Source organism: Blautia sp. ZXY-1-B12 (assembly GCF_056339915.1).
Window position 1 is genome coordinate 20,081 of record NZ_JBWJVP010000194.1, and the last position, 26,533, is coordinate 46,613.

24 protein-coding genes and 1 riboswitch are annotated in these 26,533 nt (G+C 41.0%); of the genes, 21 read left to right on the forward strand and 3 right to left on the reverse strand.

Features of this window, described 5'->3' with window-relative positions:
- Window positions 1-65: 65 nt before the first annotated feature.
- A riboswitch (TPP riboswitch) is annotated at window positions 66-169 on the reverse strand.
- 753 nt (window positions 170-922) lie between these two features.
- The 3 genes from AC075L_RS11425 to AC075L_RS11435 all read left to right on the forward strand — a co-directional run bounded on the left by AC075L_RS11425 (window position 923) and on the right by AC075L_RS11435 (window position 3,532).
- Window positions 923-1,798: a DMT family transporter gene (locus tag AC075L_RS11425; protein WP_055060621.1), complete on the forward strand. Its 876-nt coding sequence runs from the start codon at window positions 923-925 to the stop codon at window positions 1,796-1,798.
- 169 nt (window positions 1,799-1,967) lie between these two features.
- Entirely contained in the window at window positions 1,968-2,372 is a 405-nt protein-coding gene (locus AC075L_RS11430) for a DUF1284 domain-containing protein (protein ID WP_022381173.1), read from the forward strand.
- Between the two features lie 104 nt (window positions 2,373-2,476).
- Entirely contained in the window at window positions 2,477-3,532 is a 1,056-nt protein-coding gene (locus AC075L_RS11435) for a threonine aldolase family protein (protein ID WP_118340483.1), read from the forward strand.
- A 25-nt stretch (window positions 3,533-3,557) separates the two neighbouring features.
- Here AC075L_RS11435 and AC075L_RS11440 read toward each other — a convergent pair whose 3' ends face one another.
- The gene (locus tag AC075L_RS11440) at window positions 3,558-4,718 is read right to left on the reverse strand and encodes a sensor histidine kinase (protein WP_476387693.1); all 1,161 of its coding nucleotides are present in this window, start codon (window positions 4,716-4,718) and stop codon (window positions 3,558-3,560) included.
- A gap of 4 nt (window positions 4,719-4,722) precedes the next feature.
- Window positions 4,723-5,391 (reverse strand): response regulator transcription factor, encoded by a 669-nt coding sequence (locus tag AC075L_RS11445; protein WP_019160352.1) that lies wholly within the window; start codon window positions 5,389-5,391, stop codon window positions 4,723-4,725.
- Between the two features lie 385 nt (window positions 5,392-5,776).
- On the opposite strand from AC075L_RS11445, the gene AC075L_RS11450 reads away from it, so the two are divergent.
- The 9 genes from AC075L_RS11450 to AC075L_RS11490 all read left to right on the forward strand — a co-directional run bounded on the left by AC075L_RS11450 (window position 5,777) and on the right by AC075L_RS11490 (window position 16,692).
- Window positions 5,777-6,973, forward strand: coding sequence for a TlpA family protein disulfide reductase (locus AC075L_RS11450; protein WP_476387694.1), 1,197 nt, complete (start codon window positions 5,777-5,779; stop codon window positions 6,971-6,973).
- Window positions 6,974-7,138 carry a CD1871A family CXXC motif-containing protein gene (locus AC075L_RS11455; RefSeq protein ID WP_019160354.1) on the forward strand — a complete coding sequence of 55 codons (165 nt, stop codon included), beginning with the start codon at window positions 6,974-6,976 and terminating at the stop codon, window positions 7,136-7,138.
- A gap of 66 nt (window positions 7,139-7,204) precedes the next feature.
- Window positions 7,205-8,119: a 4Fe-4S binding protein gene (locus AC075L_RS11460; RefSeq protein ID WP_330593730.1), complete on the forward strand. Its 915-nt coding sequence runs from the start codon at window positions 7,205-7,207 to the stop codon at window positions 8,117-8,119.
- A gap of 122 nt (window positions 8,120-8,241) precedes the next feature.
- On the forward strand, window positions 8,242-9,180 hold the full coding sequence (locus AC075L_RS11465; protein WP_226824745.1) for a helix-turn-helix domain-containing protein: 939 nt from the start codon (window positions 8,242-8,244) through the stop codon (window positions 9,178-9,180).
- A gap of 6 nt (window positions 9,181-9,186) precedes the next feature.
- The gene (locus tag AC075L_RS11470; RefSeq protein ID WP_173684579.1) at window positions 9,187-9,696 is read left to right on the forward strand and encodes a hypothetical protein; all 510 of its coding nucleotides are present in this window, start codon (window positions 9,187-9,189) and stop codon (window positions 9,694-9,696) included.
- A gap of 316 nt (window positions 9,697-10,012) precedes the next feature.
- Window positions 10,013-11,302 (forward strand): ABC transporter substrate-binding protein, encoded by a 1,290-nt coding sequence (locus AC075L_RS11475; protein ID WP_173684580.1) that lies wholly within the window; start codon window positions 10,013-10,015, stop codon window positions 11,300-11,302.
- 197 nt (window positions 11,303-11,499) lie between these two features.
- Entirely contained in the window at window positions 11,500-12,399 is a 900-nt protein-coding gene (locus tag AC075L_RS11480) for a carbohydrate ABC transporter permease (protein ID WP_055054104.1), read from the forward strand.
- Window positions 12,392-13,219, forward strand: a complete 828-nt coding sequence (locus tag AC075L_RS11485; RefSeq protein WP_173684581.1) for a carbohydrate ABC transporter permease — start codon at window positions 12,392-12,394, stop codon at window positions 13,217-13,219. The genes AC075L_RS11480 and AC075L_RS11485 overlap by 8 nt, the downstream gene beginning before the upstream one ends.
- Before the next feature lie 326 nt (window positions 13,220-13,545).
- Window positions 13,546-16,692, forward strand: a complete 3,147-nt coding sequence (locus AC075L_RS11490) for a response regulator (protein ID WP_476387695.1) — start codon at window positions 13,546-13,548, stop codon at window positions 16,690-16,692.
- A gap of 289 nt (window positions 16,693-16,981) precedes the next feature.
- Here AC075L_RS11490 and AC075L_RS11495 read toward each other — a convergent pair whose 3' ends face one another.
- Complete coding sequence (locus AC075L_RS11495; RefSeq protein ID WP_055152220.1) at window positions 16,982-18,025, reverse strand: LacI family DNA-binding transcriptional regulator; 1,044 nt, start codon at window positions 18,023-18,025, stop codon at window positions 16,982-16,984.
- 271 nt (window positions 18,026-18,296) lie between these two features.
- On the opposite strand from AC075L_RS11495, the gene AC075L_RS11500 reads away from it, so the two are divergent.
- The 9 genes from AC075L_RS11500 to AC075L_RS11540 form a co-directional block, all read left to right on the forward strand.
- Window positions 18,297-18,872, forward strand: a complete 576-nt coding sequence (locus AC075L_RS11500) for a chromate transporter (RefSeq protein ID WP_055152219.1) — start codon at window positions 18,297-18,299, stop codon at window positions 18,870-18,872.
- A complete protein-coding gene (locus AC075L_RS11505; protein ID WP_055152218.1) occupies window positions 18,869-19,438 on the forward strand; it encodes a chromate transporter in 570 nt (189 codons plus the stop codon). The genes AC075L_RS11500 and AC075L_RS11505 overlap by 4 nt, the downstream gene beginning before the upstream one ends.
- Before the next feature lie 391 nt (window positions 19,439-19,829).
- A complete protein-coding gene (locus AC075L_RS11510) occupies window positions 19,830-20,996 on the forward strand; it encodes a diphosphate--fructose-6-phosphate 1-phosphotransferase (protein WP_118611041.1) in 1,167 nt (388 codons plus the stop codon).
- Window positions 20,997-21,050: 54 nt separating this feature from the next.
- Window positions 21,051-21,833 (forward strand): ABC transporter permease, encoded by a 783-nt coding sequence (locus tag AC075L_RS11515; RefSeq protein WP_055152216.1) that lies wholly within the window; start codon window positions 21,051-21,053, stop codon window positions 21,831-21,833.
- Window positions 21,812-22,603, forward strand: a complete 792-nt coding sequence (locus AC075L_RS11520) for an ABC transporter ATP-binding protein (protein ID WP_055152213.1) — start codon at window positions 21,812-21,814, stop codon at window positions 22,601-22,603. The genes AC075L_RS11515 and AC075L_RS11520 overlap by 22 nt, the downstream gene beginning before the upstream one ends.
- 93 nt (window positions 22,604-22,696) lie before the next feature.
- Complete coding sequence (locus AC075L_RS11525) at window positions 22,697-23,710, forward strand: ABC transporter substrate-binding protein (RefSeq protein WP_055152211.1); 1,014 nt, start codon at window positions 22,697-22,699, stop codon at window positions 23,708-23,710.
- Window positions 23,711-23,818: 108 nt separating this feature from the next.
- A complete protein-coding gene (locus tag AC075L_RS11530) occupies window positions 23,819-24,838 on the forward strand; it encodes a LacI family DNA-binding transcriptional regulator (protein WP_070100031.1) in 1,020 nt (339 codons plus the stop codon).
- Between the two features lie 35 nt (window positions 24,839-24,873).
- The gene (locus tag AC075L_RS11535) at window positions 24,874-25,725 is read left to right on the forward strand and encodes a class II fructose-bisphosphate aldolase (RefSeq protein ID WP_062808281.1); all 852 of its coding nucleotides are present in this window, start codon (window positions 24,874-24,876) and stop codon (window positions 25,723-25,725) included.
- A 60-nt stretch (window positions 25,726-25,785) separates the two neighbouring features.
- Window positions 25,786-26,533 (forward strand): SIS domain-containing protein (locus AC075L_RS11540; protein ID WP_476387696.1); only part of this gene is annotated, 748 nt, incomplete at its 3' end.

The window sequence follows — 26,533 nt, forward strand, 5'->3', positions numbered from 1 at the left end:
ATCAGTTGTGCAGGAAGCAGATAAAATCCTGCAAAAAAATCTGCCGGAATAACACACTGGCAGATTTTAATATACAAATACAGTCCCTACGCTGGCATTATCCATATCAGGTGCGGTCGAAGATCTATCTTCCTCTCAGCCTGTCCCACAGGCTCCCGTTGTTATTATCCATTATGCAGATTTTCTTTTGTTAGAGCGTATTTGAAAAATGCTTTACGCAAGATGTGCGTTACAATTTTCAAACACGCTTTAGAGTAACACAAGCTTTTGGAAAAGTCAATGGGATGTAAAAGCAGGGTAAATTTCCTACAGTAAATTTATACTACCTAATATTATTTTTAAGTTGACTTTTTATTTTTTTCAGCATATACTAACAGTAGCTAAGGAATGTGACGAGATTCCATGAAGCGAACTAAAGAAACAAAAGCCCTCAGAGTTGCAGCTCTGAGGGCTTTCTTGCTCGTTACGGTGAGCTGTTCCGTTTGGGCTGTTGCTGTCTAGTGTCTGCCGTCCAGCCATTTGCATATGTAGTAGCTAACTACGCCTGCTAAAACAGAGACAAGAAATGTGACGAGAATTTCTTCCATGAAACTCACCTCCTTTCTGCTGGAGGTTCGACAGTTCTTATAGTATATCATGGTTACTGTTCACACACCACTATTCCGCGAGGTGTTTTGGCATGAATATGCCAAAATCCCGAGACATACGAGCCAAAATTCCATTGCCACAGGCAATCTGGAATGAATTTTGGCTACGTTACTGTGAACGGAGTGAACAGTAACATATCATGGTTTAGGACGAATTGAAATAAAAAATCTATTTGTACTAAAACGATTGTCCGTGCTATGATTAACAGGTAGATGACAGACAGCATATGATAAAAAGAAGCTGTCTGCATGGACAGAAAGGCAGGTTAAATCTGATGAAACAGGAAAATTACATAAAGGGTATGATAATGATCATCCTGTCGGCGTTTTTCTTTGCTTGTATGAATGTGAGCGTACGTCTGGCAGGTGATCTGCCGTCTGTGGAGAAGAGTTTCTTCCGGAATCTGGTGGCGGCGGTGTTTGCAGCGGTGATTCTCTGTAAAAATCGTACAGTGCCGAAGGTGGATAAGAAATACTGGGGACCGCTGATCCTGCGTTGTGTGTGCGGGACACTGGGGATTCTGTGTAACTTTTATGCCATTGATCATCTGTTGGTGGCAGATGCATCGATTCTGAATAAATTGTCTCCGTTTTTTGCGATTATTTTTTCATTCCTTTTGTTAAAGGAAAAGATCAGACCGGCGCAGGCTGCGTGTGTTGCGCTGGCATTTATCGGATGTTTATTTGTAGTGAAACCGGGATTTCAGAATGCGGCACTTGTTCCGGCACTGATAGGAGTCTGCGGTGGACTGGGAGCAGGAATTGCGTATACGATGGTGCGTGTACTGGGAACTCACGGAGTGAAGGGACCGGTTATCGTGTTTTATTTTTCATTTTTCTCCTGCTTGTCGGTTGTGCCGTGGATGGTATTTCATTTCACTCCGATGAGTATGAAACAGCTTGTGACCTTGCTTATGGCAGGATTATTTGCAGCGGGTGGACAGTTTACGATTACGGCTGCATACACCTATGCACCTGCAGGGAAGATTTCCATCTTTGATTATTCGCAGATTATTTTTGCCACGATGCTGGGATTTGTCCTGTTTGGAGAGATTCCGGATAAGTACAGCTTTACAGGATATGTGCTGATTATTCTGGCATCATTGGGTACCTTTCTTTATAATATGAGGGTAGCTAAGGCTGGTAAATGAAGAAAAAGTAAAAAAGGATTTTCTGATTTTATCCAGTAAGTCTGATGAAATCCGATCAGTATATAGAATTATTGGATTGTAAACTATAAAATAAAAAAAGTTGTCAATAAAAACGCTTTGTGTTAAAGTATCCAATATGTTAAAAAATTAAGGAGAAGGGTGCACAAAGATGTCTTTTATAAAAAATATTCCACTACGCCCTCACCATGGAATGTGCCTTGCATATTTCAAAGGTGAGGGATACAGTGATGGATTTTCCGCACATATGCAGGAAATGCTGGATATTTTCCAGAAGGGAGCGAAGATACAGCTTCATGCAGATACAGACGAGATCTGTTCTGCCTGTCCGAATAATGAAAAAGGATGCTGTTCTTCCTTTTCGCTTGTAGAAGCATATGACAATGCAGTGCTGGAACTGTGCGGTCTGGAAAATGGACAGATTATGGAATTTGATGATTTTACAGATGTTGTTCAAAAGAAAATCCTGGCATCAGGAAAGAGGAAAGAAATCTGTGGGAATTGTCAGTGGAACTCCATCTGTGAAAGTCAGAAGAGCAGATGGGAGAAATGCTAAGAAAAATAGAGTAACAGAATGAATAGCGTTCCGGTACAGAACAGAAGCTATGAATAAAAAAGTCAAATGCGCAAATAGTGCAGTGAAAGGACATAACGATAAAAATGGAAAATACAGAATCACGTTTATATTTCGCCAGTGACTACATGGAGGGTGCACATCCTGCGATCATGAAAAAGCTGATGGAGACGAACCTGGAGAAAACAGTGGGCTATGGTCAGGATCCATATACAGAAGATGCGAAAGAAAAGATCAGAAAAGCCTGCAATGCACCGGAGGCAGACGTATTCCTGTTGGTTGGCGGAACACAGACCAATGCCACAGTAATCGATGCACTTTTGAAATCCTATCAGGGAGTTGTGGCTGCGGATACAGGTCATATTGCAACCCATGAATCTGGCGCTATTGAATTTGGTGGACATAAGGTTCTGACAGTACCGCAGAAAGATGGAAAAATCTCTGCACAGCAGATTGAGAAGCTGGTGAAGGATTTCTATGATGATGCCAATTATGAGCATATGGTAATGCCTGGAATGGTATATATTTCCCAGCCAACAGAATATGGTACCCTGTATTCCAGAGAAGAATTAGCAGCTCTCAGCAAAGTCTGCCGGGAAAATCATCTTCCCCTTTATGTGGATGGCGCCCGCCTTGCCTATGCACTGGCAAGTCCGGAGAACGATGTGACTCTCACTGATCTGGCTGAATTTAGTGATGCGTTTTACATTGGAGGAACCAAATGCGGAGCATTGTTTGGAGAAGCGGTGGTTATACCGCAGAAAGGACGGATTCCTCATTTCTTTACAATCATCAAGCAGCATGGAGCATTGCTTGCCAAAGGAAGAATCGCCGGGATCCAGTTTGGTGAGCTGTTTACGGACGGACTGTACCTGCGGATCGGCAAACCTGCAATGGAAGCTGCAGAGCAGATCAAGGCTGCACTGAAGAAGTATGGATATCAGCTTTCTCTGGATACGCCTACCAACCAGATCTTCTGTATTGTGTCTAATGATGTAATGAAAGAAATAGCCCAGGATGTGGAGTTCGGATTCTGGGAGAAGTATGATGAGACACACTCTGTGATCCGCTTTGCCACAAGCTGGGCTACTACTATGGAAGATACACAGAAACTGATTCAGATTCTGGAAAAAAATAAATAAGAGAAAAAATCAGTGGTCAGTTGATTTAAAGGAGTGTTACAGGCAGCATCAGGGCAATGGTGCTGCCTTTTTCGCTGCTCTGGGTTACTTTTACCTGACCGTTGTGCTGTCTGGCAATCTCGCTTACAAGAGCAAGCCCCAGACCTGCACCGCCCATGGCACGGCTGCGGGATTTGTCCACACGGTAGAAAGGATCAAAGATTTTTTCCTGATTTTCAGGGGAGATACCGATGCCTGTGTCAGTTACCTCCAGGACTGCAGATTCTCCAGAATGAATGCTTACAGTAACGGAACCGGAAGGCCGGTTATATTTGATCGCATTTTCAACCAGATTATAAACTGCCCGGTACAGAAGGATATAGCTGCCTGTAACAGTACAGTCGCCATCTGTCTGAATAAGCCGGACCTGATGTTTTTCTGCAACCGGATCCAGATCGCAGAAAACCTCTTCTGTGAGTGCTGCAAGGGAAATAGTGTCAGAACGCTCTACTGTTTGAAGACCTGTCATGTCCAGCAGGATTTCCGCAAGATGGGAAAGCCGTCCGGTCTGTTCCTGAAGCATGGTGAAAAGTCTGTCGTATTCCTGGGGTGCGTGCTCCGGCTTTTTGTAAAAAACTTCCAGATTTGTCTGCATTACAGCTAAGGGTGTGCGAAGCTCATGTGCTGCACTTGCCACAAACTGTTTCTGTGCAGAGAAGGCATTGTCCAGACGGGCAAGCATGTCATTAAAGGATCTGGTCAGACGCGAGATCTCATCCTCTGAGAGTGGGACTTCCAGCGGTTCAGACAGATTCTGTGCCTGTACCTGGCTGATCCTGTCGCTGAATCTGCGCAGGGGGGTCAGGGCTCTTCTGGTGACAAACCAGGTACAGATACTGCTGAGAAGAATAATGATACCTGTGGCGATCATGCTCTGGAACAGAAAGTTGTTTTTGGTATTCTGAATCTGGTTTTCCAGATTAGGGATGAGGATTTTTGGATCTACATTGATGGAGATCGGGCTTGAATTGTCGGGGGTGACCAGAACTACATAGTCGGAGATCCCTTCCAGACCGGTCACAGCAGAACGGCTGATGAAGAAATACATCAGTGCACAGGCTGTGATAACCAATCCGGAGATTAGCAATGTGAGCCGCCACTGGAGAGAGAGCCTGCGGGGGGAAAGTTTTTCTGAATAAAATTTCATAGATTTAGTCCTCCATAATATATCCCTGTCCGATTTTATTTTGTATAGGATCATATCCAAGGGCAGTTCTCAGTTTTTTTCTTAAGGAAGAAATGTGCACCCGGATGGAGTTACTGAAGCTGTTTACGCTGCCGTCCCAGAGATGCTCGATCATTTCCTCCGGGCTGATGATCCGGTTGCGGTGAAGCAGAAAATATTCCAGAAGTGCGCTTTCTTTTCTGGTGAGAGCCAGGGGTGTGCCATCTACACTGGCTTCTCTTGTGCGTGTGTCAAAGGTAATGCGGCTGCATCTCAGGCAGACATCCTCCTGGATAAATTTACGGCGGGTAAGGCTGCGGATACGGGCTTCCAGTTCCTCGAAATGAAATGGTTTGGTGAGGTAATCGTTGGCTCCCAGATCCAGACCCTCCACCTTATCCTGAATCTGTACTCTTGCGGAGAGTATGAGAACAGGAGTATTGGTATTGAAGGTACGGAACTGACGCAGGATTTCCAGACCGTCAATTCCCGGCAGGTTCAGATCCAGAAGGATCAGGTCGTAGTTCTCTGTCATACATAATTCCAGTCCCTCTTCCCCGTCAAAGCAGGTATCTGTTTCGTATCCGTCCATGCGGAGCCCCTCTGCCATGGAACGGCAGAGCTGTTCTTCGTCTTCTATAATTAAAATGTGCATGATAGTCTCCTTTTTGAATTTTTGACTCTGATATATTATCAGTTTTATCATAGCACACGAAGTATAAAATTCGTGTAAAAAAAGAAAATGTTTCATATTATAGCAATCCTCTAAAATATCCGATTATAAAGTTTTTTTTACAAGTTTCAAATTTGTCTGTGAGTGGCTACGAAATAAAATTTTGAAAAAAGTTATTTTCTTAACACAGATTTTATTTCTCAGATGCTATAATGTGTGCATATCAATAAAACGATGCCTGTTAACCAACTAAACTGTGAAGCAGTTATTTGGTCAGGGGCAAGTAGAGAAGTGCATGCTTTTATCGGCTTGGCTTAAAGGTAATATAAAAATCATAACAGTAAAAAATGAAGGGAGCTTACTTACAATGAAAAACAGAAGAATGAGATTAATGGCGATTTTTGCAGCAGGTGTATTAAGTGTGACATCTATGGGAGGTATTGTAACTGTACATGCAGGGGAGGCTCTTGCAGTGCCTGCAGATGAAGCAGGTGTAGTCCAGACGGATGGTAAGGATGTTCAGGCAGCAGAAGATGGCAGTGTGGCAGCTTCCGAGGGTCTGATTGCAGAATCCTTCAAACCCTCAGAGATTGCTCAGCCTGCACAGGATACTTATGAATATCCATTCCTTGGAATGAAATTAGGGATTTCCAAAGACCTGAAAGAGCAGATGGAGAAGAAGAATATTTCCATGTTTACAGATGAGAGATGGGATGACAATGCAGAGGCAGTCACATATGCCACAGCCAGCTGGTGTACCCTGACAGATGAGCAGAAGGATGCAGAGGTGGACAAGAAGGGCACCGGATATGATGACTGGCTGAAAAGTCTCAGCAGAGTAGGTGTGATCGGAATGTATGATGAGGAATCCCAGAAAGATCTGGATACGATTACCGGCTGCACAGAGCATAAAGAACTGGGTACCAGCAGTGACGGCAAATATAAATATTACCTCAGCACAAACAAGGATGCGGATGCAGACCTGTTAAAGGATGTGGAGGGGATTGAAGTAACACTTACAGAAATGACTCCGTTCCAGATGCTTTCTGCATTTGATCAGCCACAGGATACTTCTGACAGTACAGATGGAGCTGAAGTAACAAATGTAGGCAAATTTGAAACAACAGGAGTTGACGGAAAAACCTATACACAGGATATCTTCAGCAAATACGATCTGACTATGGTAAATGTTTTTGCTACCTGGTGTTCTCCATGTATTAATGAGATTCCTGATCTGGAGAAGCTTTATCAGGAGATGAAGGATAAAGGCGTGGGAGTAGTAGGCGTTACACGGGATACAGTAGGCAGTGGTGGAAAACAGGATGAGGAAGCAGTGAAAAAGGCTCAGGTAATTCAGGAGAAAACAAAGGCATCCTATCCATTCCTGATCCCGGATTCCGGAATGATGAACGGACGTCTCAATGGAATCTCCGCTTTCCCGGAAACATTCTTTGTTGACAAAAACGGAAATATTGTAGGCGAGACTTACTCCGGAAGCCACAGCCTGGACGAGTGGAAAGAGATTGTGGAAAAAGAGCTGGCGAATGTCACAGAGGGAAAATAAATGAATAAATTAAAAACCAGCAAAATATGGAACAGTAAATGGCCGGCTGTGATCCTTATGCTTGTGGGAGCCTGCTTTATGGGATATGGAATTTCCCGCGGAGAGCTGGCGGTGGTGTTTACAAAAGCCATTAACATCTGTATGGAATGTGTGGGAATTGGATGATTTAACCGGAAACATTGTCATAAGATAAGTCTGTGGAAGATATGAATAGGAAGAAAATAAATTATCATGAGTAATAAAAAGAACAGCGATAACAAAAGTAATAAGAAACAAAATACAAAAAATATGAAGATCAATGAGTGGCCCCGCCACGGAATCCAGGCACTGTGGGCGTTCATTACAAACAGTCATGTTACCGGTTTTGTCACAGGCAAAATTTACACAGGCAAATTGAAAAATGCCTGTGTTCCGGGCCTGAACTGTTATTCCTGTCCCGGTGCTGTTGGCGCCTGTCCTATTGGTTCCCTTCAGGCGGTGATAGGGAGCTGGAATTTCAAAATGGCTTATTATGTGGTAGGATTTCTCATCTTCATCGGGGCTATGGTGGGAAGGCTGATCTGCGGTTTTCTCTGCCCCTTTGGACTGATCCAGGATTTGTTAAATAAGATCCCATTTCCTAAGAAAATCCGCACATTCAAGGGAGATAAACTGCTTCGTAAGCTGAAATATGTGATTTTTGCAGTGTTTGTGATCCTGCTTCCATTGTTCCTTGTGGATATTATGGGACAGGGGGCACCCTATTTTTGCAAACTGATCTGCCCGGCAGGAACACTGGAGGGCGGACTGCCACTGGTGCTTTTGAATAAATCCATGCGCAGTGCACTGGGCTGGCTGTACATATGGAAGAATGTGATCCTTGTCATAACGATTATTCTTTCCATTTTAATCTACCGTCCTTTCTGCAAATATATCTGTCCTCTGGGAGCATTTTATTCCGTCTTTAATCCTGTTTCCCTGTATAAATACAGAGTGGATAAAGATAAGTGTATAAAATGCGGAAAATGTGCAAAAGCATGCCAGATGATCGTAGACCCTGTGGAAAACTCCAACAGTCCGGAATGTATCCGCTGCGGCAGGTGCAAGAAAGTTTGCCCGACAGATGCAATCCAGTGTGGGATCAGAAAAACACCTGACAGACTATAAAAAGTAGTCTGCCAGGTGTTTTTGTATGTTTTTGTTGGAAAATGTACAAAAATATCGAAAAATATATAAAAAACTGGTAAAATCATATTGTGAAAATACAGAACAGAAAATGAGGTGACTGTATGGCAAAGAAGAGAAGAAAACCGAAGATGGAATTCCGCTATTACCAGATGCCTGCCGGAAGTCCGATCCTGGCTCTTCTGGGACAGAAGTGGGTTCAGAATTATGGAAATGATGTGGATTATCTTCATTTTCATAATTATCTGGAGATTGGTTTCTGTTACGAAGGGGATGGAGTTATGGCGTTTGGTGAGGCTAAAATGCGGTTTTCGGGAAGAGAATTTACGGTGATTCCACCCAATTATGCTCATACGACTAACAGTGATCTGGGTACGGTCAGTAAATGGGAGTATCTTTTCATAGATGTGGAAGGTTTCATGAAAAAATTTCTGAACAATCCGGTAAAGGCTGAAAAAATGATTCAGAGAATATATTCTAAGGCTTTATTTCTGAAAGAGAATGAGTCCCCCTCTATAGCTGCAAAAATTCTTAAGATCATGAATATCATGCGTGAGGGAGAAGAATTTTATATTGAAGAATCCAGTGGAGTTCTTGCGGCATTACTAGTAGAAATTGCCAGACTGAACCGGGCTTCACCGGAAGACAGGGTGGAAGAGGAAACAGGGAAACTTACAAATATGATCACCCGTGTACTGGATTTTGTTTCTTATCACTATATGGAGGACATTCGGATTGAGGACCTGGCGAAAATCTGTCATATCAGTGAAACTCATTTCAGAAGAGTATTTACATCGCATATGAAGGTAAGTCCTCTGGAGTATATTAATTCTGTGCGGATTCATACTGCCTGTGAATTTCTGCAGACAACAGATATACCGGTGGCAGATATTGCGCACAAATGTGGTTTCACGACCAATTCAACGTTTAACCGGAACTTCAGACAGATAATGGGAGTGACGCCGGTTGAATGGAGAAAGCGGCCGGAGAATTATGAACAGCAGCTTTTGGATTTCGATATTCATTCAGAGGAAGGATGGTAAAAAGTTATGAACTATAAGATTGTGGAGCAGGTATCAAGAAAGAAAAAGAGTATGTCCGGAGTCCTGCGTGTGGTAATGATTGTTTTTGCAGTGCTTTTTGTGGTTATGGGAATCACGATTTCCCAGGCATTTATGCTTCCGGGATTTCTGCTTGCAGGGCTGTATTTTGTCTTTGATATATTCAGTCAGAAGGATTATGAATACACGATGGAAAACGGTCAGTTTGAAATAGATGTGATCTATGGCAAGAAGTATCGCAAAACAGCTCATATATTGGAGTTGAGCAGTCTGGAGACAGTGGCACCGCACTGGCATGAAAGTGTTGCAAGGTACAAAAGGAATGGCGGAACGGAGAAACTGAAAAAGTACGATTATACCTCTTATGATGATGATACTCCTTACTACACAATGATTATCCGGGAAGACGGGCACAAGATAAAACTGCTTCTTGATCTTAATGAGGAACTGCTTCATGCGATGAAGACACAATGTCCTGGTAAAGTCTATTTTGCATAAAATGAATTAAAAATTGTAAAATATGTACAAAAATTGAATAAAAAATTTATGAAACAAGAACAAAGACCATTTTCAAAGACAAAAAATATATATTTTTTGTCCATGAAAGTGGTCTTTGTTATTAAAATAACATAGTAAATGAGAAAGTGAACAAAAAATATATTTTTAAATATTTTTAATAGTGCAAAATACATAAAATGATCGAAATTGCACATTATGTGTACGGTTATGCAAACTATACCTGAAAATCGGATGTTATAATCAGCTTACAAGCGATTCGGAAGAAAGAATAAGCTTAATAAAGGAGGACATAAATATGAGAAAAAAATTACTCGCAGTATTAATGACCGGTGCTATGGTAGCATCCTTTGCAGGATCAGCTACAGTTGTTTCAGCGAAATCTGATGATGACAACAAGTTAACCGTATGGGCATGGGATCAGAACTTCAACATCAAATCCATGCAGATCGCAGCAGATCAGTATGCAAAAGATCATGAGGGATTTTCTGTAGATATCGTAGAGACATCTTCTGATGACTGCCAGACTAAACTGACAACAGCAGCAAATGCAGGCGATTACAGCACACTTCCTGATATCGTTCTTATGCAGGACAACAGCTATCAGAAATATCTGAAGAGCTATCCGGATGCATTCACAGATCTGAAAGATATCAACATTAACTGGGATGATTTTGGTAAACTGAAACAGTCCTATTCCATGGTAGATGATACACACTATGGTGTTCCGTTTGATAATGGTGCTGTTATTGCATGCTATCGTACAGATATCCTTGACGAGGCAGGATATACTATTGATGATCTGACAGATATCACATGGTCCAAGTTCATGGAAATCGGTAAAGATGTTCATGAAAAAACCGGAAAATATCTTCTTACAAGTGAAGCTACAGGTGGCGATACTCTGATGATGATGATGCAGTCCTGCGGAGCTAACTTCGTAAACGAAGATGGCGAAGCTTACATCGTAGGCAATGAAGTTGCAGAGAAATGCATCAATCTTTATGTAGATCTGGTTAAGAATGACGTTGTTAAACTTGTAAATAACTGGGATGAATATATCGCTACTATTACAGGCGGTGAGGCAGCAGGTATTGTAAATGGTAACTGGATCACAGCTACTCTGATGTCTACAGAAGATCAGAAGGGTCTGTGGCAGATCACAACAATGCCTAAAGTAGATGATGTTGACACAGCCACAAACTATGCAAACAATGGTGGATCTTCCTGGTATGTTACATCCAACTGCCAGAATGTAGAACTTGCAGAAGATTTCCTTGCAAGTACATTTGGTTCCAGCACAGATTTCTATGATGCAATCCTTCCGGAAGCAGGTGCAATCTCCTGTTATCTGCCGGCAGGTGAATCTAAGGTTTACAACGAGCCAAATGAATTCTTTGGTGGACAGCCAATCTTCTCCACAATTGTAGAATACTCTTCTCATATTCCGGAGTTCACAAAAACACCGTATCATTATGAAGCAAGAGAATGCGTCAACACAGCAGTTGTAAATATCGTAAACGGCACATCTGTAGAAGACGCCCTTCAGGAAGCTCAGGATACTCTGGCATTCAAGATGACTGAATAAATTCTGATCGCAGGATCAGATGATGTCAGGATTGCGGGAACAGTGAAACTGTGAAGCAATCTGTAGACAGTGATTAAGTGAATGAAAACAGGTAAGTGCGGGGGACTGCCAGCAGTCCCCCATCTTACTGCAAAGAGTTGGTAATTGTCCGGCAAAATGCCGAACAGTTACAGAGTTTTTTGAAAGGAGGAGTTCACGTGAATTCCAAGAAAAAAGGTATGTCTCTGCTTGGCAAGCAGAGAGCAGCAGGATGGACGTTCCTGGCTCCTGCAACTATCATGATCGCGATCATGAGCTTTTATCCAATGATACGTGCATTTATCATTTCCCTGCAGACCGGAGCCGGAGCAAATATGAGATTTGCAGATCCGATCTTCAGCAACTATAAACGTATTCTGGCAGACAAGGTATTTCAGCAGTCTATTGTAAATACATTCCTGTATCTGATCATTCAGGTGCCGATCATGCTGATACTGGCAATTCTTCTGGCACAGCTTCTGAATAACAAAGATTTGAAATTTAAGGGATTCTTCCGTACCTGTGTATTTCTGCCATGTGCAACATCCCTGGTATCCTATTCATTGATCTTCCGTTCCATGTTTGCTACAGATGGTCTGATCAACAGTATTCTGATCAAACTTGGGATCTTATCTACCGGCTATAATTTCCTGGGAAATTCCGCCAGTGCCAAGATTGTAATTATCCTTGCGCTGATCTGGAGATGGACCGGATATAACATGGTATTCTATCTGGCAGGACTTCAGAATATTGAATATTCTGTATATGAAGCAGCCAAGATTGATGGCGCCAATGGCTGGAAGACTTTCTGGAAGATTACTGTTCCGCTTCTGAAACCGACAATTATTATGACATTTATCATGTCAATTAATGGTACACTGCAGTTGTTCGATGAGTCTGTCAACCTGACAAAGGGTGGACCGGCAAACTCAACAATCACAATGTCCCACTATATTTACAATACATGTTTTATTAACGTACCAAACTTTGGATATGCAGCAGCAATGTCATTTATCATATTCATTATGGTAGCTGTACTTGCATTTATTAATTTGAAAGTAGGTGATACACGTGACTAAGAAAAACAAATCAGCCATTCAGAGAAGATTGATCCCAACCTATATTTTTCTGATCATCGTGTCATTTATTTCAGTATTCCCGTTATACTGGATGATTTCAGCTGCAACTAATACATCCACAGATGTATCACGTGGACGAATTATTCCGGGAAGCTATTTTATGGAAAACTTCCGTAATCTTACATCCCAGCAGCCACTGTGGAGAGCACTTGGAAACTCTTTCTTTTATGCAATCCTTACTACAGTGATCTGTCTTCTGGTCTGCTCTATCGCAGGTTACGGATTTGAAGTTTACCATGATAAGTGGAAAGACAGAGTATTTTCAATCCTGCTTCTGGCTATGATGGTTCCGCAGGTTGCTACTATGGTTCCGTTATTCAAAATGTTCTCCAAGGCAGGACTTTTGAATACAGCAGTAGGTTTTATCCTTCCGATTATTTCCACGCCGTTTATGATAATGATGTTCCGTCAGAATGCCAGATCATTCCCGGTTGATATTATTGAAGCTGCACGTATTGACGGACTCAGCGAAGTAAGGATTTTCTTCCAGATGTTCATTCCTACAATGAAATCTACATATGCGGCAGCTGCTGTTATTACCTTTATGAATGCATGGAACTCTTATCTGTGGCCAAAGGTAATCATGACAGACAACAAGGCGATGACTATGCCAATGCTGATCGCCAACCTGATCACAGGCTATGTGACAGATTATGGTATGCTGATGTGCGGTGTATTGTTCTGTTCTATTCCTACAATGATCGTATTCTTTGTATTACAGAAACAGTTTGCAGAAGGTATTACCGGAGCAGTCAAATAAAAAACTGAAAAAGAAAAATATAACTTCGACCGTCTGGAAGACATTATTAATAATCTATACAGAGAGGGCGAAAGAGAACACCCGGCAGATTATGAAAAGTAATTTTGCCGGGTGTTTTTGATGCCTGTTTGGAAATTTATAGCAAGCCTCTTAATTAATATGCATTACTGCAACTATACAGAACCATATGGTTCCGAAAAGGTAGCATTATTTTATGGAATCGATATAGTATTAATAAATTTGTGGTAGGCATAACGGAAAAAGTACGGTAAAATAGTTAGAATGCAGAAAGTATTTTTCCAAAATAAAACAAAAGGGGGAGGGCCATGTCCGAAGTAAAGAATAAGAAAAAGAAATCAAGTATTATTCAGGTCAGCATTGGTGTTCTGGCAGTTATTCTGGCTATCCTTATTATCATAATGATGGGAATTGTCTCAGATATTCAGGGAACGGCCCGTATTGTAAATTATACCGGTTTAGTCAGGGGAGAGACACAGAGACTCATAAAACTGGAGCTTTCCACGCAGCAGGAAAATGAGATGATCCATGAGATAAGAACTTTTATTGACGGTTTGCGAAATGGAAATGATGAATTAAATCTTGTACGTCTCAATGATGTTGATTTTCAGAATAAAATGCAGGAACTGGATGATAAATTCTCTGACCTGTATAAGAAAATTTATCTTGTGAGGTTCAAAGGAGCCAGAAACACAGATATTATTCCGGAAAGTGAGGAGTTTTTTGTGATCTGCGATGAAGCAACAGGCCTGGCTGAAAAATATTCGCAGAAAAAAGCCACATCCTTATCATTGCTTGAAAAATATATCACAGCAGATATTGTTGTGCTGATGCTGTTGATCGGATATGAATTCATCAAAGCAATACAATATGCTGCAATGAATCGTTTACTGCAGCGAAAGGTATATCTGGATGATGCGACAGGGCTTCCGAACAAAAATAAATGTGAAGAATTACTGAGTGAGGAAGAACCGGATGCAGATACCGGTGTCTGCAGTTTTGATCTTAATAATCTCCGGCGTATTAATGACAGCAGAGGTCATGAAGCCGGTGATGCTTATATCCGTAGATTTGCCATCTGCCTGCGGGCTTCCATGCCGGCAGAGCAGTTTGTGGGAAGAGCAGGTGGAGATGAGTTTCTTGCAGTTACCCATGGACTGGACAGGGAACAGATGACACAGTGCCTTGAAAAGGTGCGCAGAGATATGAGAGAGGAATCCAAAGTGTATCCGGATACTCCCCTGAGCTATGCAGCAGGCTTTACACTGGCCAGCGATTTTCCCGGAAGTACAATGAGAGAACTGTTTAACTGCGCAGACAAAAACATGTATATCAATAAGAATCATGTAAAAAGGGAAGAAGCTGCTGCAGAAAAGCATCAGGGATATCAGCTGTTAAAGCTGCTTAATCAGCATGGCAGTAATTTCTCGGATTGTCTGTACTGTGATGCCAGGATGGATACTTATCGGGCAATCCGTTCCAGTGAAAATTTTTTCCTGGCCTCTGATGGTGCATATTCCGGAGCAGTGGAACAGATCATAGAGGAACAGGTTGAAAAATCCAGTCAGGCAGATATCCGCGAAGGACTGCAGATTTCGGAACTTCAAAAGAAGATGCATACGAAGAAAGATATTCTGGAATATGAGTATAATATCGGAAAACAGGGGGCATATAACCGCTTTACACTGATTCCGGTGGACTGGGATGAGGACAAAAAGCTGCATCATTTTCTTCTGGCATTTGAAACCATCCGAAAGACTTCTGAAGGTCAGACAGGTGCAAAAGAGCAGCTTCAGCTCTATTATGAACAACTGAAACAGTCAATCCTGGAAAATGACAGCTATGTGGATGCGCTTCTGGAATTGTCAGATGTGATCTATACAGTAAATCTGACAAAGGATGCTCTGGAAAGAAGGATTGTACTGAATGGAAAAGAACAGAAGAGCCGGGAACTTTTTATGGACTACCCGCTTCCATGTTCTTATCGGGATTATTGCTGGGAATATGAGAAAAAAATCACCCAGGAAACAATTGCCGGTTACTGCATGACAGATAACTGTGAAAAACTTCGTAAGAGGTTTGAGAACGGAGAAACAAATATGTCTGTGGAATATTGTGCCCGCGAAGATGATGGAAGTATCCGCTGGGTACAGAAAACAGTTCTTATGACCAGGATGGTGGTGTTTGATACAGAAATCCTTGCGGAGGTGCCTATGATTTATGCGATCATTCTGCTGCAGGATACCACACAGAGACATGAACGGGATGAGCAGGAACAGGCACGCCTTCAGGCCGCCTTCAATGAGATGCGTGCTGAAAGCAGGGCAAAAACGAATTTCCTCAGCCGTATGAGCCATGATATCAGGACACCTTTGAATGGTATTATTGGTCTGTTAAAGATTGACGAGACTCATTTTGAGGATAAGGAACTGATACAGGAAAATCATAAAAAGATGAAGATAGCAGCGGATTATTTGCTTTCCCTTATCAATGATGTTCTGCAGATGAGTAAAATAGAGGAAGGTCATATTGTTCTGACTCATGAATATATCTGTCTCAAAGATCTGGTCTATGAGATTGAGAGTATTATCACTCACAAGGCAGCAGATGAGGATATTCAGTGGATTTATGAGAAAAATAAGGAGAATATCCCTTATCCTTATGTCTATGGAAGCTCACTGCATCTTCGCCAGATTTTTCTGAACATCTATGGAAATTGTATTAAGTATAACCGGCTGGGAGGAAAGATCACTACGGTAATGGAGGCTGCAGATGTACATGATGGAATCTGTACATACAGATGGACGATTTCTGATACAGGTATAGGGATGAGTCCGGAGTTCCTGAGTCATATTTTTGATCCGTTCTCACAGGAAAAAACAGATGCCCGTAGTGTTTATCAGGGAACCGGTCTGGGAATGGCGATCACTAAAGGCTTGATTGAGCAGATGAATGGAAGTATTGAAGTAACAAGTCAGGTGGGAGTTGGATCTGTGTTTGTCATTACCATTCCATTTGAGATTGCCCGGGAACAGAAAAAGGATGAGGAAATTGCTGAGAAATATGATATTCGTGGATTGCATCTGCTGGCAGCTGAGGATAATGAGCTTAATGCTGAAATCATAGAAATGCTGCTGACAGATGACGGTGCGAAGGTTACAGTTGCAAAAAACGGCAGACAGGCGGTGGAGCACTTCGAAAATAATCCTCCGGGAACCTTTGATGCCATATTGATGGATGTCATGATGCCTGTTATGGATGGTATTGCAGCAACAAAAGCCATACGTGCCATGGACAGAGCAGATGCAAAAACAATTCCGATCATTGCAATGACTGCAAATGCATTTGAGGAAGATGCCAAAAGATGTCTCGCAGCCGGCATGACTGCACACCTGGCAAAACCTTTCCAGATAGAAGATGTGGAGAAAACCATTGTGGAGTGCTGTGGAAAGTGATGCCATCTGTAAGGTCTGTTGTTATGAGTAAATTATCAGAAACAGAGTTAAAAGTCCGGATGACGAAAATATGAGTAGAGAAAGGCGTGAGTTACAGAACTGAGAGTCCATCACATGAAGGCTGATAAGACTGATTGCTGAAAGAGTTTTCTCTGAGATTGAGCTATTGACATAGAATAAGAGAAGGTGCAAATCATAGAAATGTGGTTTGCACCTTCTTTTTTGCGTTCACCCACTGCAGAATTAATTGGATTAAGATGCATTATTTACGAGGATTGCTATAAGCAAATTATTTTTGAGGATTGTCATGGATTTTACGTAAGGCAGCAGTACTCTTACGTTCCATGATATCATAAGGAAATAATATTTTTAAATGCTTTGTATGCCCGCCTTCAATACGGTCAATCAGCACTTTGGCTGCCATCTGTCCCATTTCATCAAGAGGAATATGTGTGGTTGTTAATGGAGGGGTCAGATACTGAGCGGTATCAATATCATCTATGCTGGCAACTGATACGTCCTCCGGGATGTGAAGTCCATGTTCTTTGATTGCTTTCATTGCGCCGATTGCTGTTATGTCATCCGCACAGAAGAAAGCAGTTGCATCACAGCCATTGTTCAGAAGATGATGAACACCTTTATATCCTTCTTCCGTGGAATGAACAATATTGGCTATATATTTCTGATTGACGGAAATGCCGGCATCGGCTAAAGCAGAACAATAACCGGCATATCGGTTTTCGTTTTGAGTTTCGCCTATGTAAGCGATTTTGGTATGTCCCTGTTCAATAAGACGGGTTACGACATCATAACTGATCTGTGTTCCATCACATATAATTTGATCATATTTTGCGTCAAGATTATTCAGCCCTGAATAAACAACATACTGAAAATGTTTTTTCAGAAATTTCAGAAGTTCTTTATCACAACGACCTAAAACGGCAATGCCGTCAATATTATTACTTGCAATTAATCTTAGAGTAAAAGGGTCGTCGATATCAAAAGCAGAAAAGGTATATTTTAAAATATAATTGTGACGAAACGCCTCCTGTTCAATATTTTTTGCCAATGTAGAGAAAAAATAATCTGAGGCTCCATCCGGAACTCGTGCAAAAAGACAGGCAATGGAATGAAGCTGTTCTGTGGAAGACAGGTCAGATGAATCGGAAGTATTTTTCTTGGAATGCCTTGGGACATAATTAGTACGTTTGGCTATTTCCCATATTCGGTCTTGGACTTCCTTGCTGACAGGACTTTTAGTATTCTGGTTGATCACGCGTGAGACTGTTGAAATCGATACGCCTGCCTCTGCCGCAATTTCTCTCAGTGTCATAGGAGATCTCCTTTCCTGGTTACTAAATCTTTTAGGACGGCATAAAGATGCCGTATTGTTGTGGTAATTTGTAATTACAATGATAAGTATAGCGGATTTCAGAAGAAAAAAATAGCTATAATATGGAAAATGTGAGAAAATATAAGGCAAACGTTTGCTGATAAAAAGAATGATTTTTTTACAGTACATGATAAGATAAAACCAGAAACTATAAGAATTTCGGAAAATGTTCGGATTCTTATAAGAATGTATTGAAATTGGGGGAATCATAATGGAAGAAAAACCAAAAAGTAAAGGATATGTACTACGAAAATTATTTTTTGCATGTCTGTATCTCAGCACATTTACTTTCGGCGGCGGTTATGTAATTGTTACTTTGCTGAAAGAAAAATTTGTGGATCATTATCACTGGATCGAAGAAGATGAAATGCTGGATCTGGTTGCGATCGCCCAGTCTTCGCCTGGAGCAATCGCAGTAAACGGAGCGATTATTGTGGGGTATAAGCTTGCCGGCATACCGGGAATGCTGGTATCTGTCATTGGAGCGATCATTCCTCCTATGGTGATCTTATCTGTCATTTCTGTATTTTATGATGCGTTTTGTTCCAACTATTATATAGCGGCATTATTAAAAGGAATGACTGCGGGAGTTGGAGCAGTTATTATGTCTGTAGTGTATGATATGGGGAAAAATGTTGTAAAGTCAAAGGACTGGGTTAATGTGGTGATAATGATTATCAGCTTCTGTCTCAGCTATTTCCTGAATGTTAACATTATCTATATAATACTTTCGGTAGCTGTATTTGGAATGGTACGGACAATAGTAAAAGGAGGCAGAGATAAATGATCTATATTCAGCTTTTTTTAAGTTTCCTTCAGGTCGGTGCATTGAGCTTTGGCGGAGGATATGCTGCAATGCCGCTGATACAGGAACAGGTGGTGAATCTGCACAGCTGGCTTTCCATGAGTGAATTTACGAATCTGATAACGATCGCTGAAATGACACCGGGACCGATTGCGGTAAACTCTGCCACCTTTGTAGGGATGCAGATAGCGGGAATCTTAGGTGCAGTAATTGCTACATTGGGATGTATTCTTCCATCCTGTATTATTGTAACCTTGTTGGCATATGTTTATATGAAGTATCGGAATATGTCCTTACTTCAGGGAACACTGGCATCTCTCAGACCGGCAGTTGTATCGATGATCGCCAAAGCAGGGGTAACGATTTTAATTTCTGCATTTTTTATTGATGGTACTGTAAATCTTATACGCCAGAATGTATGTGTGGAAATGATCATATTTTTTGTGATCGCGTTGGTACTGCTTCGTAAATTTAAAATAAATCCTATACTTGCAATGGTTTTGTGTGGTGTGGCAAATGTGGTTTTGAGCGCTGTAAAAAAAGCGTAAATCACTATATGATAAAGCAAACGTTTGTGTAATGACGGACTGCAAATAGTCAAATTAATCAGGTATATAACAACAGAAAATAAAGAGGTCAAAAAGATCAGAGTCTTTTTGACCTCTTTATCTTTTATAAACCGGTAAAATGGGTACAGATCTTTGAAAAAAAGTGAAAACGGACGGAAAAATAAAGAATAATATAAAATAATAAAAAATAGACAAAAAATAACATGACAAATTATACAAAATATACAGATAACGTTTTCTTTAATTGTGCTTTTGTTTTTGAAAAAATATGTTAAGATAAGAGTACAAAGTAAAAATAAATAAAACATATTCAGGAAAAACAAAAAGTTTATTGTAAAATGCACAATGAACAAAGAAAGGAAAATGGAATATGTCACAAAATGTATTAGTGGTACATGGAGGTGGGCCTACAGCAGTCATCAATGCATCCCTTTACGGTGTGATCGAAGAAGCAAAACGAAATCCGGAGGTTGGAAAAGTTTACGGAGCGATTGGTGGAACCGGAGCAATTTTTTCAGAAACTTTCATAGATTTGACTTCGTTTGATGATGAAAAATTGAAACTTCTTTTGCATACACCTGCTTCGGCAATTGGATCTTCCAGATATCCTCTATATGAAAAAGATTATGAAAAAATGGTGGATATCTTTAAAAAACATGATATTAAATATGTTCTTCTGAATGGCGGAAACGGAACTATGGATGCATGCGGACATATTTATGAGGTCTGTAAGGATCAGGATATCAAAGTTGTTGGAATTCCAAAAACGATTGACAATGATATCGCAATGACAGATCACTCACCAGGATATGGAAGTGCGGCAAGATTTATTGCAGCTTCTACCCAGGAAGTTGGTGAAGATGTAAAATCTCTTCCCATTCATGTATGTATTATGGAAGCCATGGGAAGAAATGCAGGATGGATCACAGCAGCTTCCGCACTTGCAAGAAGGAAACAGGGAGATGCTCCTCACCTGATCTATCTGCCGGAACGAAACTTTAATGAAGATGAGTTTCTTGAGGATGTATCCAAACTTCAGAAAAAGCAGGGTGGAGTAGTAGTTCTGGTAAGTGAGGGACTTCATGATGCAAATGGAGAATCTATTGTTCCTCCGATCTTTAAATCAGAAAGAGCTGTTTATTATGGAGATGTAAGTTCACATCTTGCGAATCTGGTAGTTAAGAAACTTGGCGTAAAAGCAAGAAGCGAAAAACCCGGACTTTGCGGAAGAGCTTCTGTAGCACTTCAGTCACCGGTGGACAGAGAAGAAGCAAGACAGGCCGGCACAGTTGCACTGAGGAGTGCTGTTGAAGGAAACAGCGGAGTGATGGTAGGTTTTGAACGGGTCCCGGGAACGGTGTATCAGATGAAAACAAAGCTTGTTCCTATCAAAGAAGTTATGCTTTATGAACGGAAGATGCCTGACAATTTTATAAATGAAAGAGGTAACGATGTAACACAGGAATTTGTTGACTGGTGTCGCCCGCTGATCGGAGATCCACTTCCGGAATTCCTGAACTTCAAGGATTATCTTTAAAACGAAAAATATACAAAACAAAAATGAAAATGTTCCATTGAAAGGAGAGTAACTATGGAAAAAAAGAAAAAAGGAGTAATGCAGTCTATCCCGGGATGGGCATGGGTACTGATTTCCCTTGCGGCAGCAATCCTGTTATGGTATGCATTATCCATTAATCCAAAAACAGCACGAAGCTTCCCGTTTATTCCGGCTATTCTTGAGGCTGCCAAACGAATGATTGATAATGGCGCGCTTGGACAGGACTTCTGCAGTTCAATGATATCAATCCTGGCTGGATTTGCACTCGGTTTTGTAACCGCAGTACCGATTGCGTTTCTTATGGCATGGTATCTGCCGGTAAGAGGAGTTCTGGAACCATGGATTCAGTTTATTCGTAATATCCCGCCTCTGGCATATGTACCGTTGGTAGTTATTACAGCAGGTGTAGGTAGAAAACCTCAGATTATTGTTATCTGGATCGCAACATTCCTGATTATGACAGTTACAATTTATCAGGGCGTAAGAAACATTGATAATACCCTGGTAAAGGCAGCCAGAGTCCTTGGCGCAAAAGACAGAGATATTTTTGTGAAAGTTATTTTCCCGGCAACAACCCCGTTTATTTTGACAGCTGTTCGACTTGGTATTTCTGTTGCGCTGACAACATTGATTGCGGCAGAAACAACAGGAGCTACTGCTGGACTTGGAATGAGAATCCGTTCTCTGGCAAACAGTTTTGAAACAGCAGGTATGCTGATGTATATCATCATCATTGGTATCATCGGTCTGGTAATGGAAAAAATCATTAAATTCTTAGAAGGAAGGTTAACAGGATGGCAGGAGAAGAGAGAGTGACAAAACTTAAGATTGATAACGTTAAAAAAATTTATCAGACCCGTAAGGGCGAGATGACTGCATTAAACGGAGTCAATCTTGATATTAAAGAAAATGAGTTTATCTGTGTGGTAGGACCTTCCGGATGCGGTAAATCTACATTGCTGAATATTATCGCAGGACTGGATACTCCAACCAGTGGAGCTGTATACATCGATGGCAAAAAGATCGAAGGAACAGGTACAGAGAGAGGCGTTGTATTCCAGCAGTATGCATTGTTCCCATGGCTGACAGTCCTGAAAAATGTTATGTTTGGCTTGAAACTGCAGGGCAAGAGCGATGCTGAAGCAAAAGAAATTGCAATGAAATATATCAAGATGGTACAGCTTGAAGATTTCGTAAATCATTATCCAAAGGAACTCTCCGGTGGTATGAAACAGCGTGTTGCAATTGCAAGAGCCTATGCTGTAAAACCTGAAGTTCTTCTTATGGATGAGCCATTCGGAGCTCTGGATGCCCAGACAAGAACCCAGCTGCAGACAGAACTTCTGAAAACATGGGAAAGTGAAAGAAAAACATGTTTCTTTATCACGCATGATGTAGATGAGGCAATCATTCTGGCTCAGAGAGTTATCGTTATGAGTGCCAGACCTGGACGTATTAAAGATATTGTAGATATCGATATTCCATATCCACGTGATCAGGAGACAAAGATGAGCCCGAGATTTATGGAATTGAAAAATCATATCTGGAGTCAGGTATATCAGGAATATCTGGAAGTAAGAAAATAATGAATTTTGGCCGTTGCCGGTATGGGACGGTTCAGAATAAAGAGAAACTATTAAATACTACCCTAAAAAGCGGAAAAGAAAGGAAGTAGGACAATGAGAAAAACATGGAAAAAGTTAGCAGCAATGGCAGTAACAGCATCTATGGTCATTTGTGGCGGAGCAATGGGCGTAAGTGCAGCGACAGAGGAAGAACCGGAAAAAGTAACTGTAAATGTAGCTTATATGCCTGATTATGCAAGCTTAAATGGTCTTATCTCTGCAATTGAACTTGGATATTTTGATGATGAGAACATTGATGTACAGCTTACAGAGTTCTCCGATGGACCGACAATCATTCAGGCTATGGAATCAGGATCTATTGATGTAGGATATATCGGACAGGGAGCTCATAAACTCTGCATCAACGGTAAGGCTGATATCTTTGCACTGGCACATGTATCCAATGGTGATGCTGTAATCGGAAGCAAAGAAAAAGGAACAGATACAATTGAAGGATTAAAAGGAAAAACAATTGCTTATTCCTCTGGAACATCCAGTGAAGATATCCTGACAAAAACCCTTGAAAAAGGCGGCATGACAATGGATGATATCACAGCAATGGATATGGATGCAACAAACATTGTAACAGCAATGCTTTCCGGAAGTGTTGATGCCTGCGCTACATGGGTACCGAACTCTCTGAAAGTTCTGGAAGAACTTGGTGATGATGGTGTACAGCTGACAGATAACAAAACATTTATTGATGACACAGTATCTCTTGCAAGCTGGATCGCAATGCCAAAATATGCAGAAGAAAATCGTGATGTACTTGTAAGATTTGCAAGAGCACTTTACAAGGGATTTGATTATCGTGCAGACCACAGCCATGACGATGAAGTTTGCGGCTGGATTGCAGACAAGATTAAACTTGAAAAAGATTCTCTTCTGGATCAGGTAGAAGTAGCTGACTGGACAACAAGCGAATTTATCAGAGATCATATGGATGAAGTTAAGAGCTATTATGAACTGCAGCAGAAAAAATTCGTTGAAAACGGTGACTGTGAAGAAACACCAGTTGACAATTATGTTCTCTTCGATGTAATGGAAGAAGCTTGCGCAGAAGAATAATAAAGATTACAGGATTACACAGACAGCAATGTCTGTGTAATCTTTGAGAAAATATACACTCGTGTGTATACCGGAAATAAAGAAAATGCTCCGGAAAGGAACAAGACGGTGGAAAGCAGACAAAGGAAAGTAACGAGAAAAGATGTCGCAGAAGAGGCAGGGGTATCTGAAACTATTGTTTCGTATGTACTTAATAAAAATCGTTATGTAAAAGAAGAAAAAAGACAGCGTGTCCTTGAAGCTGTGGAAAAGTTACAGTATCAGCCTAATAATATTGCCAGGGCTCTTCACGGAAAGGGCAGTCTGCAAATTCTTTTTATTGCAGAAGAACTGAGCAGTGGCTACTTTTCTGAAATGGTAAGCCAGATGAGCCGGGATGCCTACAGACAGGGGTATATGATTTCTCTTTGTGAAAGTCAGAAGGAAGATGAATTTGTAAGCCATATTCTCAGCAGACAGTTCGATGGTCTGTTTGTCAGTGCATCCGGTGTAACAGACAGTCAACTGAAACTTCTGGTAAAGTCAGGGATTCCTATGGTACTGTTTTTAAACCGGGAGATTAACTGCGAACTTCAGGATACGGTTCTGGTGGACACGGGACTTTATGAAGGCAGCAGGGAGTGTGTCCGACATTTGTCAAAAAATGGATGCAGAAATTTTATTTATCTTGATAAACTGGGAAAACCTTGTGACAGGGATATTCATTTGAAGGGATTTTTGAATCAGGTAAAAGATCTGGGAATTGTTTTTGCACCGGAACAGAAGATTTCCGGATGTGAGAATATAAAAGAACTTGAAGAAAAGCTGCGGTCTTTGCTGGAAAAAAATTCTTCTATTGATGCAGTAGTGGCGCGATATGATGAGCTGGCAGCTGTAGCGCTTTCTGTAGCGCGAAAGATGGGAAAAAAAGTGCCGGATGATCTGTCGGTGATAGGATTTGATAATGATTTTATAAGTAATTATGTAAGTCCGACTCTTACAACTGTAGAGATTCAGAAAGAAGAAGTGGGAAGAGCTGCAATGGAAGCACTTCTTGCATTGATTCGAAATGAAAAATTGGATAAAGAAATAAGTTTTGCAGCGAGACTTATTATACGGGAAAGCACAGAGAAAAACAAAAATAAATAAAACCTGCTGTAAAGGCAGGAGAAAGAAGTGAAGGTATGTTAGTTACAAGCAAGGAAATGCTGGAAAAGGCACGCAGAGAACATTATGCAGTACCGGCGATGAATACACAGGGGGGAAACTACGATATTATTTGGGCAATCTGTAGAGCAGCAGAAGAGATGCATTCTCCTGCGATTCTGGCTCATTATGTGGCTACCGGAGCCTATTCAGGAGATGACTGGTTTGTAGAAGTATGCAAATGGTGTGCAAATAAAGTAAGTGTACCGATTGCGATCCATCTGGATCATGGTGACAGCTTTGATATCTGCATGAAATCATTAAAGAATGGATTTACTTCTTTGATGATTGATGGCTCTACAAAACCGATTGAAGAAAATGCCAGACTCACAAATGAAGTGATCAAGGTGGCGAAATGCTTTGGAGTTCCGGTAGAAGCTGAGATCGGAGAACTTTTAAGATTAGATGAAGCCGGGGTTCAGATGGAAAATAAAAATGTAGCAAATCCGGAACAGGTTCGTCAGTTTCTGGATTTGTGTCAGCCGGATTCTCTGGCTATTGGAATTGGAAATGCTCATGGATATTATAAGGGTGAACCGGATATCAAACTGGAAGTTCTGGAAGAAGTAAGGAAATTTACAGATATTCCATTTGTTCTTCATGGATGTACAGGTATGAGAGAAGATATCATCAAAGAAGCTATTAAGCTTGGTGTTGCGAAGATCAACTTTGGTACAGAAATCCGTTATAAATATGTAGAACATTATGAAGAAGCATTGAAAACAAATCATCAGGGACATTCATGGAAACTGTCACAGCTTGCAAATGATGCTTTGACAGAAGACATTAAAAAGATCATCCGTCTTGCAGGTTCAGAAGGAAAGGCCTGAGAAGATAAAAGCAATTAAAATAAAATCACAAGGGAAAATTAAATTCAGGAGGAAATATAAATGAAAAAAAACAGTGAACTGACTTATAAAGAAATGTACCAGCAGCCGGCTTCTTTTCAGGCTGTCAATGATACTCTGGAGGATATTTTCAAAACTCTGGACAAGGTATTCTTCGGTGAGAAAAAATATGATGAGCTGATCTTTACAGGATGCGGAACTTCTCTTTACCTGGCACAGGCTTCAGCAGCAGCTTTTTCCACTTATACAGGAATTCCGGCAAAGGGAGTTCCATGCTCTGAGCTGTATTATTTCCCGGAAACTTATGTAAAAGAAGGAAGAAATGTGCTGATCCTTCCGATCACCAGAAAAAGCTATACTACAGAAGTAAGAATGGCTATTGATAAAGTTCGTACTTATCCTCAGGTCACTACACTGGCTATTACCTGTGATAAAGACAGTGAAAAATATAATGACTATTACATTCTTTCACCGGATACAGCTGAAGACAGTGTTATCATGACCCGTTCTTTCACAAGTATGTTATATATGGCAGTTATCATGGCTATGTATATAGGTGGTAAGAAAGATGAAATTGCTGCAATGAAAGATTATGCTCCATATTCTGAAAAGGTTCTGAAAGAAATGGATGAACTGTCTGCAAAAATCATGAATGAGCATAAAAACCTGAATCTCTACATTATTCTTGGACAGGGTATTTATTATGGTGTTGCCAATGAATGTATGAATAAGATGAAAGAAATGGGACTCAGCAATTCTGAAGGATATTATGATCTGGAATACCGTCATG

Coding starts and splice junctions, on each gene's coding strand:
- AC075L_RS11470 (WP_173684579.1), top strand. CDS start 9,187: ATGAACTATAAGATTGTGGAGCAGGTATCAAGAAAGAAAAAGAGTATG.
- AC075L_RS11510 (WP_118611041.1), top strand. CDS start 19,830: ATGTCACAAAATGTATTAGTGGTACATGGAGGTGGGCCTACAGCAGTC.
- AC075L_RS11515 (WP_055152216.1), top strand. CDS start 21,051: ATGGAAAAAAAGAAAAAAGGAGTAATGCAGTCTATCCCGGGATGGGCA.
- AC075L_RS11520 (WP_055152213.1), top strand. CDS start 21,812: ATGGCAGGAGAAGAGAGAGTGACAAAACTTAAGATTGATAACGTTAAA.
- AC075L_RS11450 (WP_476387694.1), top strand. CDS start 5,777: ATGAAAAACAGAAGAATGAGATTAATGGCGATTTTTGCAGCAGGTGTA.
- AC075L_RS11500 (WP_055152219.1), top strand. CDS start 18,297: ATGGAAGAAAAACCAAAAAGTAAAGGATATGTACTACGAAAATTATTT.
- AC075L_RS11490 (WP_476387695.1), top strand. CDS start 13,546: ATGTCCGAAGTAAAGAATAAGAAAAAGAAATCAAGTATTATTCAGGTC.
- AC075L_RS11465 (WP_226824745.1), top strand. CDS start 8,242: ATGGCAAAGAAGAGAAGAAAACCGAAGATGGAATTCCGCTATTACCAG.
- AC075L_RS11455 (WP_019160354.1), top strand. CDS start 6,974: ATGAATAAATTAAAAACCAGCAAAATATGGAACAGTAAATGGCCGGCT.
- AC075L_RS11425 (WP_055060621.1), top strand. CDS start 923: ATGAAACAGGAAAATTACATAAAGGGTATGATAATGATCATCCTGTCG.
- AC075L_RS11435 (WP_118340483.1), top strand. CDS start 2,477: ATGGAAAATACAGAATCACGTTTATATTTCGCCAGTGACTACATGGAG.
- AC075L_RS11430 (WP_022381173.1), top strand. CDS start 1,968: ATGTCTTTTATAAAAAATATTCCACTACGCCCTCACCATGGAATGTGC.
- AC075L_RS11525 (WP_055152211.1), top strand. CDS start 22,697: ATGAGAAAAACATGGAAAAAGTTAGCAGCAATGGCAGTAACAGCATCT.
- AC075L_RS11460 (WP_330593730.1), top strand. CDS start 7,205: ATGAGTAATAAAAAGAACAGCGATAACAAAAGTAATAAGAAACAAAAT.
- AC075L_RS11445 (WP_019160352.1), bottom strand. CDS start 5,391: ATGCACATTTTAATTATAGAAGACGAAGAACAGCTCTGCCGTTCCATG.
- AC075L_RS11535 (WP_062808281.1), top strand. CDS start 24,874: ATGTTAGTTACAAGCAAGGAAATGCTGGAAAAGGCACGCAGAGAACAT.
- AC075L_RS11495 (WP_055152220.1), bottom strand. CDS start 18,025: ATGACACTGAGAGAAATTGCGGCAGAGGCAGGCGTATCGATTTCAACA.
- AC075L_RS11475 (WP_173684580.1), top strand. CDS start 10,013: ATGAGAAAAAAATTACTCGCAGTATTAATGACCGGTGCTATGGTAGCA.
- AC075L_RS11440 (WP_476387693.1), bottom strand. CDS start 4,718: ATGAAATTTTATTCAGAAAAACTTTCCCCCCGCAGGCTCTCTCTCCAG.
- AC075L_RS11505 (WP_055152218.1), top strand. CDS start 18,869: ATGATCTATATTCAGCTTTTTTTAAGTTTCCTTCAGGTCGGTGCATTG.